The sequence below is a fragment of the Pseudomonas fildesensis genome, assembly GCF_001050345.1.
Taxonomy (GTDB): domain Bacteria; phylum Pseudomonadota; class Gammaproteobacteria; order Pseudomonadales; family Pseudomonadaceae; genus Aquipseudomonas; species Aquipseudomonas fildesensis.
Map to the genome: position 1 here is coordinate 41,058 of NZ_LFMW01000024.1, position 12,910 is coordinate 53,967.

The 12,910-nt window shown below is 58.3% G+C and carries 14 protein-coding genes and 2 pseudogenes; 11 read left to right on the forward strand and 5 right to left on the reverse strand.

Annotated features, from left to right (window positions below; all coding sequences use genetic code 11):
- The first annotated feature begins 119 nt into the window (after positions 1-119).
- Positions 120-1,073, forward strand: coding sequence for an alpha/beta fold hydrolase (locus ACR52_RS26045; protein ID WP_048730847.1), 954 nt, complete (start codon positions 120-122; stop codon positions 1,071-1,073).
- A gap of 19 nt (positions 1,074-1,092) precedes the next feature.
- Here ACR52_RS26045 and ACR52_RS26050 read toward each other — a convergent pair whose 3' ends face one another.
- Positions 1,093-1,992: a LysR family transcriptional regulator gene (locus ACR52_RS26050; RefSeq protein WP_048730849.1), complete on the reverse strand. Its 900-nt coding sequence runs from the start codon at positions 1,990-1,992 to the stop codon at positions 1,093-1,095.
- A gap of 109 nt (positions 1,993-2,101) precedes the next feature.
- Between ACR52_RS26050 and ACR52_RS26055 the strand changes: the two genes are divergently transcribed.
- Genes ACR52_RS26055 through ACR52_RS26070 form a run of 4 tightly spaced genes read left to right on the forward strand, consistent with a single transcriptional unit; the run spans position 2,102 to position 4,677 of the window.
- Positions 2,102-2,731, forward strand: coding sequence for an NADPH-dependent F420 reductase (locus ACR52_RS26055; RefSeq protein WP_048730850.1), 630 nt, complete (start codon positions 2,102-2,104; stop codon positions 2,729-2,731).
- 20 nt (positions 2,732-2,751) lie between these two features.
- Positions 2,752-3,594 (forward strand): DODA-type extradiol aromatic ring-opening family dioxygenase, encoded by an 843-nt coding sequence (locus tag ACR52_RS26060; RefSeq protein ID WP_048730853.1) that lies wholly within the window; start codon positions 2,752-2,754, stop codon positions 3,592-3,594.
- On the forward strand, positions 3,587-4,258 hold the full coding sequence (locus ACR52_RS26065; protein ID WP_048730857.1) for an alpha/beta hydrolase: 672 nt from the start codon (positions 3,587-3,589) through the stop codon (positions 4,256-4,258). Before ACR52_RS26060 ends, ACR52_RS26065 begins: the two co-directional genes overlap by 8 nt.
- A gap of 17 nt (positions 4,259-4,275) precedes the next feature.
- Complete coding sequence (locus ACR52_RS26070) at positions 4,276-4,677, forward strand: DoxX family protein (protein ID WP_048730859.1); 402 nt, start codon at positions 4,276-4,278, stop codon at positions 4,675-4,677.
- Between the two features lie 66 nt (positions 4,678-4,743).
- Here ACR52_RS26070 and ACR52_RS26075 read toward each other — a convergent pair whose 3' ends face one another.
- Positions 4,744-5,625, reverse strand: coding sequence for a LysR family transcriptional regulator (locus ACR52_RS26075; RefSeq protein ID WP_048730861.1), 882 nt, complete (start codon positions 5,623-5,625; stop codon positions 4,744-4,746).
- A 158-nt stretch (positions 5,626-5,783) separates the two neighbouring features.
- Between ACR52_RS26075 and ACR52_RS26080 the strand changes: the two genes are divergently transcribed.
- From ACR52_RS26080 to gfa, 6 genes and pseudogenes are all read left to right on the forward strand, one after another.
- Positions 5,784-6,800 carry an LLM class oxidoreductase gene (locus ACR52_RS26080; RefSeq protein ID WP_048730863.1) on the forward strand — a complete coding sequence of 339 codons (1,017 nt, stop codon included), beginning with the start codon at positions 5,784-5,786 and terminating at the stop codon, positions 6,798-6,800.
- A complete protein-coding gene (locus ACR52_RS26085) occupies positions 6,797-7,597 on the forward strand; it encodes a sugar phosphate isomerase/epimerase family protein (RefSeq protein WP_048730865.1) in 801 nt (266 codons plus the stop codon). The genes ACR52_RS26080 and ACR52_RS26085 overlap by 4 nt, the downstream gene beginning before the upstream one ends.
- Positions 7,598-7,612: 15 nt before the next feature.
- Positions 7,613-8,419 (forward strand): sugar phosphate isomerase/epimerase family protein, encoded by an 807-nt coding sequence (locus tag ACR52_RS26090; RefSeq protein WP_048730868.1) that lies wholly within the window; start codon positions 7,613-7,615, stop codon positions 8,417-8,419.
- 35 nt (positions 8,420-8,454) lie between these two features.
- Positions 8,455-8,664 (forward strand): annotated as a pseudogene (locus tag ACR52_RS26095) (LLM class flavin-dependent oxidoreductase); the annotation flags it as partial.
- Positions 8,653-8,739: pseudogene (locus tag ACR52_RS31450) on the forward strand (hypothetical protein); the annotation flags it as partial. The pseudogenes ACR52_RS26095 and ACR52_RS31450, both read left to right, overlap by 12 nt.
- 66 nt (positions 8,740-8,805) lie before the next feature.
- Entirely contained in the window at positions 8,806-9,384 is a 579-nt protein-coding gene (gene gfa, locus ACR52_RS26100; protein ID WP_048730872.1) for an S-(hydroxymethyl)glutathione synthase, read from the forward strand.
- 118 nt (positions 9,385-9,502) lie between these two features.
- On the opposite strand, the gene ACR52_RS26105 is transcribed toward gfa, so the two are convergent.
- From ACR52_RS26105 to ACR52_RS26115, 3 genes are all read right to left on the reverse strand, one after another.
- Positions 9,503-10,627 (reverse strand): glycerol dehydrogenase, encoded by a 1,125-nt coding sequence (locus ACR52_RS26105; protein WP_048730874.1) that lies wholly within the window; start codon positions 10,625-10,627, stop codon positions 9,503-9,505.
- A gap of 74 nt (positions 10,628-10,701) precedes the next feature.
- The gene (locus tag ACR52_RS26110) at positions 10,702-11,484 is read right to left on the reverse strand and encodes a (S)-acetoin forming diacetyl reductase (protein WP_048730876.1); all 783 of its coding nucleotides are present in this window, start codon (positions 11,482-11,484) and stop codon (positions 10,702-10,704) included.
- 59 nt (positions 11,485-11,543) lie between these two features.
- Positions 11,544-12,875 carry a carbohydrate porin gene (locus ACR52_RS26115; protein WP_048730878.1) on the reverse strand — a complete coding sequence of 444 codons (1,332 nt, stop codon included), beginning with the start codon at positions 12,873-12,875 and terminating at the stop codon, positions 11,544-11,546.
- Between the last annotated feature and the right edge of the window lie 35 nt (positions 12,876-12,910).

Sequence of the window (12,910 nt, forward strand, 5' to 3'; positions counted from 1 at the left end):
GGAACTGTCCAAGCTCTATCTTCGCTTGGCAGCGAGTTGACGTTATCGGGGCGGCCAACTGACAGCCGGCGCCGGAAATCGTCGCTCGAACGATATTTGAATCGACACAGGATTGGACCATGATATACCCCCTGATCAATCAATCGCTGCCGGCCATGCTCGGCGAAGATTTTTACTTTCCCAACGAAATCATTGACCAGGCCTTCCGCGTCTCGGACTTTCCCGACCTTAAAGTCAGCAGCTTCAGCACCAGTGACCGTGTAAACCTGGCGTACTGGGAAGCGGGCGCAGGGCAGCCATTGATTTTCATCCCGGGCTGGTCGGCCAACGGGGCGATGTATTTCCACCTCATGCACATCCTCAGCAATCACTATCACGTCTACGTGTTGGATGTTCGCAACCAGGGCTTCTCCGAAAAAACGGCGTCGGGCAACCGTATTTCCCGCTATGCCATGGACGTTAAGGAGTTTGCCGAGCATCTGGGTGTGCCTGAAGCGCACTATTGCGGTTGGTCGATGGGTGCGTCGGTGATGTGGGCGTACATTGACCTGTTCGGTACCCAGGGTATTCGCACCTTGAGCATCATCGATCAGGCACCTTCGATTTATTGCCACGCCGATTGGACAGAACAACAGCGATTGGATGCCGGCGCGTTCACCACCTCACCGGAACGCATGATCGACTCCTACGTGAACATGACAACGACCAACCAATTGATTTCAGGAACTCGCGTGCTCGAGCGCGCAATGGCAATCGACTCACCCTATTTCCACAATGCAATCAGCCTGGTCCAGGCGGCGATAAAAGACGATATGGCATTTACCGGATTAGTGCTTTTTGATCATGTCACCAACGATTGGCGAGATGTCATCCAAACCAAGATCGACGTGCCCACCGCGATTTTTACCGGGGAATACAGTGACTGGCTGGACAGTCAGAAGTGGATGAACTCAGTGATCCGCAACTCGGTACTGTATGTGTACGACAAGGCCGAACAGGGCGACCACTTTCTGGCATTCAAGAATCCGCAGAAATTCGCCACTGACCTGCACAGTTTTTTGCAGCGCTCGTGATGCGTGCCGCTTAAACCCTTTAGCGCTCCCACTCGGGATGGGCGAAGCGCTCAGTCAGAAAGCTGATCAGCGCCCGCACCTTGCTCGCCAAGTGTTTGCGCGTGGGATAAACCACGTAAATGCCCAACTCGATGGAGCGGTACTCAGGCAGGACTTCCACCAGGGCTCCGCTGCGTAAATCCTCACCGACCATAAAGCTTGGCTGCAGGGCAATGCCGCCACCCGCAATGGCGATGCTGCGGCACGTATCGCCATTGTTGCAGCGCACGCTCGAACGAGTGCGCACGCTGACGTGACCATCGGGCCCGTCGAACGGCCATTCATTGCCCGTCGCAAAGTTGGTATAGGCAATGACGCCATGTTCAGCCAGGTCCGCAAGTGTGCGCAGCGGGGGATGTCTCGCCAGATAATCGGGGGAAGCACACAGGCACATACGCGTGCCCGCCAGGCGCCGCCCCACCAGGGATGAGTTCTCCATGCGCCCAATGCGTATCGCTGCGTCAAAGCCCTCGTCCACCAGGTCCACCAAACGGTCATTCAGGCTGATATCCAACTCGACATTCGGGTGGGCGCTCATGAACGCCCCCCACAGCGGCGCAAGGTGCAGAACGCCAAAACTGACCGGCGCATTCACCCGCAAGACACCACTGGGCTCTGGCGCTGCGGACGATACAGCCTCCTCGGCCTGATCCATCAGGGCCAGCACCTCTCGCGCCTGATGGTAGAACTGCCGGCCTTCCTCGGTCAGCGAGAGCTTGCGCGTGGTGCGATGCAGCAACCGAGCCCCCAACCGCTCCTCAAGGGCGCTCACATACCGCGAGATGGCCGCCTTGGACATTTCGAGGGCGTCGGCCGCGCCTACAAAAGTACCTTTGTCGATCACCGTACAGAACACCTGCATCTCCAATGCTCTATCCATAACTGTCTCACTTAGTGGAACTATCAATCACATTTGGCCTTATTTATCTCAGAATCACAATCTATAAACTGGGCCCATCGAAACGCACACCAACGCACAAGAGGTCGATATGAAAATTACAGTAGTGGGTACCGGCAACATGGGTTCAGCGTTCGCCAAGCAGTTGTCTGGTGCCGGTCACGTGGTCCGTATTACGGGCCGTGACATCCAAAAGGCAGAAGCGCTGGCAGCCCAGTTCGAACAGGTAACCGCCTTCACCGCCGATCAGGCGCTGGGCGACAGCGATGTGGTGGTGCTTGCCACTGCCTACGCAGACGCCGTTGCGGCGCTGCAGAACCTGGGTGATCTGACCGGCAAGGTCGTCATCGATATCACCAACCCGCTCAGCGCCGATTACATGTCGCTGACCATCGGCCACGTCACCAGCGCCAGCGAAGAAATCGCCAAGGCAGTGCCACAGGCCCAGATCGTCAAAGCCTTCAATACCCTGTTTGCTCAAGTGCTGGGCGATGGACCGACGTTCGCCAATCACCAACGTGGCAGCGTATTCGTGGCCAGTGACAGTGAGCGCGCCAAGCAGACGGCAATAGCCCTGGCTCGCAGCCTGGGTTGGAACACCGTCGACACCGGTGGACTGATCAACGCTCGCTACCTGGAGCCGCTGGCAGGCTTGAACATCTACCTTGGCTACGGCGCCGGCCTGGGCACTTCCATCGCCCCTGTCTGGCTTAACAAGTAACCCCTTCGGAGCATTCCACCATGAACACCCCGTTCCCCCTGCTGTTTGTGTCTCATGGTGCTCCCATGTTCGCCATCGAGCCTGGCCTGGCGGGTCCCCGCCTGGTTCAGGCCGGTCGCGAGCTGCCGCGACCTGACGCCATCGTCGTCCTCTCTCCACATTGGATGACGCGCGGCGAAGTCCTTGTCACGGCGAGCACCGCGCCTGCGACCATCCATGATTTTGGCGGGTTTCCCGACGCACTGTATCAACTGAGCTATCCCGCACCGGGCGCTCCAGCCTTGGCTGGGCACATCGTAGACCTGTTGCAGGCCGCCGGCTGGCAGTCGCGACTGGACGCTCAACGCGGCCTGGACCATGGCGCGTGGGTACCGCTGTTGTATCTGGCTCCCGAGGCAGATATTCCGGTGGTCCAGGTCTCCATGCCGGCCAGTCTTGACACCCATCAGGCCTGGAAGCTGGGCGATGCGCTCAAGCCACTGCGGGATATGAATGTACTGATCGTCGCGTCAGGCAGCCTGACCCACAACTTGTACGAGTTCCGCGGCGCCACCCGCGAGAGCGCTGCCTACGTCGATGCCTTTGCCGCGTGGACAGCCCAAACCCTGCAGGACGGTAACACCGGGCAATTGCTGGACTTCAAGCACTATGCCCCGTCGGCTGAGCGGGCTCACCCCACCGACGAACACTTTCTGCCCTTGCTGATCGCCCTGGGCGCAGCCGGGGAAGGCTACGAGACACAGGTATTGGAGGGCGGCGTGACCTACGGCGTGCTGGCAATGGACAGCTACTTGTTCACCTCGGCCCCGTCCAAAGGCCACGAACCCATTCAACTGACTCAAGGCACTCTCGACCATGCGTGACACTACATTTTCCGACGCAGCCCGCGAACCACAAACCGGTCTGTTTTTCCGCAAAGGCTGCAGCACCTTCACGCCTAAAGGTCGCCTGATCCTGCTGCATGGTGTGGGCTCGAACGAAGCCAACCTTGCAGCCCTGGCCGAATCGCTTCCTGAAGACTTGGAAGTCATTCTGGTGCGCGCGCCCTTGCAGGTCGGCCCCCAAGGCTTCGCTTGGTACCAAGTGAACTTCACCAGCAACGGCCCATCCTTCAACCAGGAACAGGCGGAAGCCAGTCGCTTGCTGTTGCATCGCTTCATCGAAGCGCTGCCCGCCCTGCCGACGGTAATCGCAGGTTTCAGCCAGGGCGGCATCATGAGCGCGAGCCTGGGCGTCACTGAACCCGAACTGGTGGCTGGCTTTGCGATATTGAGCGGCCGCATGCTGCGCGAGATTGCGCCTCGGATCGCCTCAGCCGAGCGCCTCAAGTCGGTCACGGCCTTCATCGCCCACGGCAACCAGGACGCCGTCCTGCCGGTGGACTGGGCGAACGAGGCAGATGCCTGGCTGGATCGCATCGGCGTCAAGCACGAAACCCATTTCTACAACATGGCCCACGAGATTATCGGTGAAGAACTGGCCGACTTTTCTCAATGGCTGAGCCACACGCTGTCCCTTCCCAACTAAATAAAAGGAGCTACACCATGATTGATTCTCGCACTGCACCCTACGCCGCATTCGTGATGCGCCTGGCACTTGGCATCATGTTCATCGCCCACGGCCTGACCAAAGTGCTGGTGTTTACCCCGGCCGGCACCGCAGGCTTTTTCGAGTCCATCGGTTTTCCAGGCTTCCTGGCCTATCCGGTCATGGCGTTCGAAGTGATCGGCGGCTTGATGCTGGTATTAGGCGTGTATGCACGCTGGGTAGCGGCACTGGCAGTGGTCCAGTTGTTCGTCGCGGCGACCGTGCACTTCGGTAACGGCTGGAGCTTCACCAACGCCAACGGCGGCTGGGAATATCCGATCTACCTGAGTGTGACGGCACTGGTCGTTGCCTTGCTGGGTGACGGCGCCTTTGCGGCCAAGCCATCCAACAATGCTTGATTGAGCCATACGTAACAGCTGCCGGCGCCCAGTGCGCCGGTATTTGCGCTTGTGGCACAGCGGGGTTTACGTCAGGCGTGAGGCCATGAAGCTGACAAACGCCTTGATCTTGGGCAGCGGCTGTCGGCTGGACGGCCACAGGATGCTGAACGTACGGTGATCACTGATGTAGCGGTCCAACACCGGCACCAAGCGCCCTGCCGCGATGGCGTCCTCGATAAAAAAGTCGGGCAGGCAGGCGATGCCCTGCCCCGCCTCCGCCATTGCCAGCAAGGCTTCAATCGCGTTGGACGTCGCCGATTGCCCCAGCTCCAGGGTGTCTTGCCCTTTCTTCATCACCAGTGGCCAGGGGTCAAGCTTACCGCTGGTGGGGTAGCGGTATCGCAGGCAAGCATGGCTGGAAAGGTCCGCTGGCCGCGAAGGGACGCCCCGACGCGAAAGGTAGTCTGGCGAAGCAACCAACCGGTGGCTGTAGCCGTTGAGCTTACGCATCATCAGTCGGGAGTCGTCGACTTCACCGATGCGCATCACCGCATCGAAGCCCTCCTCAATCACATTGACCAGGCGATCACTGAACTCCAACTCCAATTCCACTTCTGGATACGCTTGCTGAAACGCAATCAAATGAGGCATCAACCGCATGCCCAGCTGTGGCAAACCGAGGCGTAATTTGCCCTGGGGCTTGCCAGCAGCCTGAGTGAGCTCGCGCTTGGCGACTTCATATTCAGCAAAAATCCGCTGGCAACGCTCCAGAAAAAGACTGCCCTCTGCCGTCAAAGTAATCGCCCGAGTGGAGCGATGAAACAGCCGCACGCCCAACTCTTCCTCCAGCCGCGCAACCGCCTTGCCAACAGCCGAGGAAGACACCCCAATTCTGCGCCCGGCCTCAGTAAAGCTGCGGGTGTGCGCCGCCTGAACGAATGCGCCGAGCGCGCCGAAATGATCCATGAACAGCCTCGCTTATTTGAGCGTTATTTTCACAAATGATCGGAATTTCATCCTATTTTTCTTTCACATAATAGCGCCTATAGTCCCCTCCATAGTGACTTTATGGAGCGCGTCTCGCCTTCAACGTCACCGCCATCCGCTACTACGAGCGTACCCCGATGACCTCTCAACCTCGCGCACACGCAATCGCCCCGGAGCTAGCGCAACACCCCGGCTATGCCCGCGTATTTAAACAAGGGCATTTGACCTTCGGTTTTATTGCCCCGCTGGAAAGCTACCCCAACAGCCCAGGCCCCACTCTGCAGGATCACGCGCAGATGGCTCAGCGCGTAGACGAAGCAGGATTCTCCGCGATCTGGCTACGCGATGTGCCGTTTTATGACCCCAACTTCGGGGACGTCGGCCAGATTCTCGATCCACTGGTCTATGCAGGCTACCTGGCTGCCGTGACCAAGCAAATTGCGATTGGCACGGCGGGTATCGTCCTGCCGTTGCGCGACCCACTGATTGTTGCCAAGCAGGCCGCGAGCGTGGATCAACTGCTGGGCGGGCGATTCATTCTGGGGCTGGCCACCGGCGACCGGCCGATCGAATACCCAGCGTTCGGGTTGGATTTTGATAACCGCGCCGAACGTTTCCGGGATGCGCTGGGCATCATCCGCGCGACCACGCAAAGCCACTGGGCCAAGCATACATCGCGTTTCTATGGCCAGTTGAACGGTGAAATTGATCTGATTCCCAAACCCGTCGGGGCGCGTTTGCCCACCCTTATCGTCGGCCATGCGGGTCAGTCGCTGGAATGGATCGGCGAGCACACTGACGGGATTCTTTCCTACACCTCCAACCCCGCGTTGATTCCCCAGGTGATCGAGCGCTGGCGTGCAGTCTGTGGCAACGACGTGCACAAACCCTACGGCTACGGCACGTTGTTTGATCTGGATTGCGACCCGGACCATCCCGTGCAGGCGGGACGCGTACTGCGCGCAGGGCGCAATGCACTGATCGAGCACTGGAAACGCCAGCAGGATCAGGGGGTGGGTCATGTTGCCCTGCACTTCAAACCTCAACGCCGCCCTGCCGCTGAAGTCATCGATGAGCTGGCTCAATACGTACTGCCGCACTTTCCCAGCATCACCCTCCCCGTCGCCCCTCAACCTATGCAGGCCGCCCAATGAATCGCGCCCTTCATCATATGGATTTCATCTTCCAGACCGCCATGGGCACCTATCCCTTGGCTGCACAGTGCGAAATGCTCGCCGAGCTTGGCTATCAAGGCTTGACGATGTCTGCGTGGAGCCAAGACCTGAAGTCGATTCCTCAAGTCAAATCGACCTGGGGTTTGGACGTGGGAGCGGTCTACTTGATCTACCGCAAGGGCCTCGAAGCGTTCGTGACCCAGGTCTTCGAGAGCCTTGAAGGTTGCACCACGATTGAACTGGCGCTGCATTCAGGTGATGAAGTCACCAATTTTGACCGTCGCATGCTTGAGCGCCTGTTGCCCATTTGTGAGCGCAGAGGCCTGAACATCAACCTTTATCCGCACGCACGCTACGGCATGCAAACGACCTCGGAAGCCGTCGCACTGTGCCGGGAGTTCAACCATCCCCTGCTCAATATCGTGTTCAACGGTTATCACTGGTACGCCACTGAAGAACAAGCGTTGGAACAACGCCTTGATGCGATGTGGCCTTGGCTGCAGCACGTGAACATTGCCGGCACACGTCGCTCTCCATTGGGTTGGGGCGGCCTGGCGACCATCGAACCGCTTGATGAAGGCGAGATGGATAATTTCGTCCTGCTGGGCGCACTTGAACGCCGCGGTTTTACCGGGCGTGTCGGCGTGCTGGGGTGGCAAAGTATGGGTGGTGACGTCTACGGCAACCTGCGCCGTTCAGCCACGGCATTTCGCTCCATGGAGCAACGCCTGGCCGCACACCCTGAGTGGGCCCTATTGACCGAGACGCCACGCTAGGCGAGGAGACAGACCGTGGCACATCGCGTCCATGCACTCGATTCATTTTTTTACTCTTCAATGGGCGTTTATGCCTTCCAATCACAGTGCGAAATGCTCGCCGAACTCGGTTATGACGGTCTCACTGTTTCAGCCTGGGGCGGCACGCCGCTGACTGACCTGCGCCTGCTGCCGCGGGTTGGCGAGCAGCACGGCCTGCGCGTGGAGGGTCTGTATTTGGTGCTGCACGAAGGCCGCAATGATCACCTCATAAGGCGAATCATCGAAAGCGTCGAAGGGGTGGAACTCATCGAACTGGCGGTCCAGACCTCAGTCAACGGCAGCCAGGCCATTATGCGGTTCATCGAGTCGCTGCTGCCCATCGCGGAACGTCGCGGCTTAAGAATCGCGCTGTATCCACATCTTCACCACGTCACCCAGACCACGGCTCAAGTGGTGCAGATCTGTGAATATTTCGCTCATCCGCGCCTGGGCGCATCGTTCAACGGCTATCACTGGTATGCAAGTGGGGAAGGCGAACTTCAGCAGCGCCTTGAAGCCATGCAACCCTGGTTGATGCAAGTTGTACTTTCAGGCAGCGCGCTCAGCGAACTGGGCTGGGGCGGCGTGGCCACGATGGAGCCGGTTGATCGTGGAGAGTTGGACAACTTTGCCGTGGTCGCGGCGCTGGACAGTGTCGGATACACAGGCAGCATTGGCGTGCTCGGCTGGGACTACGGCGGCGATATTTACCTGAAACTGCAACGCTGCCTGGCAACCCTTCGCGATATTGATCGCCGCCTGGAACGTCATCCGCACTGGTCTGACTTTTCATCGCTGTAACGCCCGCTCTACCTGATATGAAAAAGGAGCCTGCAATGACTGCCCTCTCTGTGCTTGACCTGATGATGATTGGCGAAGGTAAAACCTTCACTGACACACTGGATGACTCGGTCGCACTGGCGCGACATGTGGAAGCCCATGGTTACAAACGTTACTGGGTCGCCGAGCATCACGACCTGCCGGGTATCGCCTCTTCGGCCACGACCTTGCTCGTCCAGCATCTGGCAGCGGCCACCCACACCCTGCCACTGGAACGCATCAACGAAGCGTTCGACCTGATGCATGAAGGCAAGTCGATCCGCACCGTCATCAAGTACTGACGTGAAGCCCAGGGGCGGCAAGCCCTTCGGGTCATTTCGAGTTCCTTAACGATCTGGAGATACACAGTGAGCGATATCAAACTTCATCCATCACTGGATAACGGTCTATCCCCTGCTGCCTCTGACTTTACCGGGGGCACATTGCAGTGCCTGTGTGCCGCGGATAAGGTCGAAGTGACCATCGCGGCTCAGACCCTGCATAACCATGCCTGTGGTTGCAGCAAATGCTGGAAACCGGCGGGCGCGACATTTGCCGTCATTGCGGTGGTGCCGCGTGATGCCGTCAGCGTCACTGCACATGCAGACAAGCTCGCTATTGTGGATGAGAACGCAGCCATTCAGCGCCACGCCTGCACCGCGTGCCACGCGCACATGTACGGGCGTATCGAGAACAAGGATCACGCCTTCTACGGCCTGGACTTCGTTCACACTGAACTGTCGCCACAGGCTGGCTGGGCTGCTCCGGGGTTCGCGGCGTTTGTGTCTTCGATTATAGAAACCGGCACGCCTCCTGAGCAGATGAAGGGCATCCGCACGCATCTGCGTTCAATCGGCCTGGAGACCTACGACTGCCTGTCCCCGGACTTGATGGATGTGTTGGCAACCCAAGTCGCCAAGCTCAAAGGCGTGGCGCACGCCAAGTAACACGGGTGACCAACAGGTCTGCGCTCAAAAAAAGGCGCCGCCAATCGGTTTGAACGATTGACGGCGCCAAACCGTTTCAGCGCTATGGACGCCTCAAAACGGGTACTCAATCAAATGGCTAGTGCGCAGCCTTTTGTCGCTTGAACGCCTGCAACAATGCGTCCGTCGCCACGATCGCGTCATACACCAGGTCCGGCGTCACCGTGAAAGGCATGTTGTGCATCGTGTCGTTTTTATCGCAGGCCAACTCGGCAACTTTTCTCCACTCAGCTTCTTTGAACTCTTTGAGCCCCAAGTCTTCGAGCGTCAGTGGCAAACCGACGGCTATCGCAATGTCCACCACTTCTTCGATTTCAGCCATAGGCGCAGCTTCCATCACAAGCTGGGTGAACAGGCCGAACACGACCTTTTCTCCGTGCTGAGCGCCGTGCAGATCATGCACGTTGGTCATGCCGTTATGGATCGCATGCGCAGCGGCGCAACCACCCGACTCAGCCCCGACAGCCGACATGTAGATGGTGGCCTCAATCGTATTCTCCAGGGCGGCGGTAATGGCCTTCTTCTGCACCGCGAATGCCGCCTGGGCCGAGTACTTTTTGATGGTCTCGTAGCACGTTTTGGCGATTGCGAACCCGATCAATGTGGGTTTGAGCATCTTGCCGTCGTTGCCCAGGATCAGATTGTCACGCTGCGCGGCAAAGCACGCCCGCGCCTCGAAGTACGTGGCCAGACCGTCACCCACGCCTGCAGCAAAAAAACGCGGGGGTTGTTCGGCCAGAATACGTGTGTCGGCTAGAACAACGTCCGGGTTTTTGGATAAGAACAAGTAGCGGTTAAACGTATCGTCGTCGTTGTAAATCACCGAAATCGCCGTACAGGGCGCATCCGTGGAGGCTAACGTAGGCAGGATCAACACTGGTTTTCCCAGGAAATGTGCCGCTGCCTTGGCGGTATCCAAAGTTTTTCCGCCGCCTATGCCCACTACATAATCAGCCCCACGCGCGGCTTCCAAATGCCTGTTGATTTCACTGTCGGAACACTGCCCGCCAAACACGGCCAACTCTGCGCGTTGTTCGTTGTTGAACCCCGGCATCGCTTTCTCATGAACCCGGCCGACGATAAATTGATCGCAGATCAGATAGGCATTGGCCCCGTAGGCTTTGCCATGTATCGCTAAATCCACCAGCGCATCGGCCTGGACCAGAAATTTGGCCGGCGATGCAATGCCTTTGGTAATAGTCATCTCATTCCCTCACGTCACATGCGTAAAACGCTCAACGTGTGCACGCTTGAGCGCTCCACTGCGCTGATGACGAATCAGTTAAATACCATTCCGCCATCAATGATCACGGCCTGACCGGTCATGTAGTCGGAGTCAGGGCCGGACAGGAACGAAACGCAGGCCGACACATCTTCGGGCTGGGAAAGTCGCTTCAAGGTGATGTGTTGGGCAAATTGTTCCATCCCCCATTCAATGCTTTGGTTCGCGTTATCGGCCACGTCCTGGGCAACCTTGCGCATCATCGGTGTATTCACGATGCCAGGGCAGTAGGCGTTTACCGTGATACCCAGGTGCGCCAATTCACGGGCCGCTGTCTGAGTGATGCCACGCACGGCAAACTTAGTCCCGCCGTACACCGCCAGGTCGGGATTGCCGATATGACCCGCCTGCGAGGAAGCACTGATGATTTTGCCGCCGTGACCTAACGCCTTGAACGCCTTTACTGCCGCCTGTATACCCCAGAGGACACCACCCACGTTGATGTCGAACGTTCGTCGATAGATCTCTGGTGTAATCGCTTCAATTGGAGCAATTGGCGCAATGCCCGCGTTATTGATGACCACATGCAGGTCACCCAAGCCATCCACCGCTGTCTGCACGGCCTTGAAAACATCCTCGCGATCGGCCACATCGACCTTTATCGCCAGGGCTTTGCCGCCCGTTTTCCTGATGTTCTCAGCAACCTGATCGGCTGTTTCAAGATTCATATCGGCGCAGGCTACGGCGAAACCATCTGCCGCCAACCGCAAGGCAATGGCCTCTCCGATCCCTTGACCGGCACCGGTTACAAAAGCAACTTTTCCCAAGGACTTACTCATTCGGGTGTTCCTTCTTATTCGTGATGGGGGTTAAAGACTGCTCACACATCTGCCCAGGCTTAGAAGCTCGCCTGCAGCTTCACGCCGGCGACCCAGGCATTGTCCACCTCGTAGACGCCACCTGGATTGCGCACGTACTGCACGTTCGGGCGCACGGTCAACCAATTGGTCACGTGAACGCCGTAATTGAGTTCGATGTTGTATTCGCTGTGCTGCACTGGAACGTACTGCGGGTCGTCGTAATCACTAATGCCCGTGCTGTCATTGATCAGGCGCTGGCGCTTGGTGACGTCGTCGTTGACCTTGAGGCGTGCGATGCCCACGCCTATGTCATCCTTGGGTCGCGCATCAAACGGGCCTTTGTAGACCGCGCCGATATTCTGGAAGCTTTCGATACCACTGGTAGCCTTGTCGTGCACGGTCAGGCTGGCAAATACGCTCAGACCGCGCGAGGCATCGCCGTTATGGGCTGTGAGCTGCTGTTGGCCAATGATCCATGCACCATGTTTGCTGCTGCGGGACTTTGGCGCCTGGCCGGTCAACACCTGCGGGTTACCGTTGACGTCGTCGTACAGATCGTTGGCGCTGGCACTGCTGTGGTAGTAACCCAGGCGGTATTCACCGGGTAAGGCTTCCTTGCCGACTAATGGCTTCCAGATGACCTCCACCGGCACCAACGCGCCTTTGGTGCCACTGCCGCTGAGCTTGAAACCGTTGCCTGTCTCCAGGTACGACGGGTTTTGCTCATACGCCCCGACCTGCACCGCCCAGTGTTCATCGAGGTTATAGCGCACGCGTCCGCCCCACTGGCTCACGGGCCCGCTGTACCAGATATCCCCAGCGACGTTGCCGATGGGGGCACTGCAAAACGACAGACTCTGGAAGTCGCAGGGGAAACTGGCGAAGTCCTCATTGACGCCCACACGGCCGAACTTGAGATCCAGGGCGCTGTTGAAAAATTTCTGGCGGTACCACATCTGGGTCAGGCGCCAGGTCTGCCCCCTGCCCCACACTTCCTGCACCGAACTGAGCTGTGGCGCACGCGGATCAGAAACTCGCTCGTTGGAGAGGTTGTTGCCGTTGCGTTCCGTCACCAGCAGTTGGAACTCGGCGTCACTCCAGCCGAGTAACTTCTGCAGATCCAGGTGAGTGCCCAGTGCCCACTGCGCGGTGTAGCGCGCTGTACGGTCATGGTTATAGCCCCCGTGGACATTGGTGGCGGCTTCGCCGACGTAACCGACAATCACGTCAACGCCCTGCTCCAGTAGCTCACTGCGTACTCCTCCCCAATCTCCGGTTCCCCATTTCGAAGAAGCGTCGTCGGCAGAGGCAGGCACGGCGATGCATGACAGGAGCCCGAGCCCCAGCGGCAATTTCCAAGCGATGTTCATGTCGATTTATCCTATTGTTTTTATGTTTTACGACA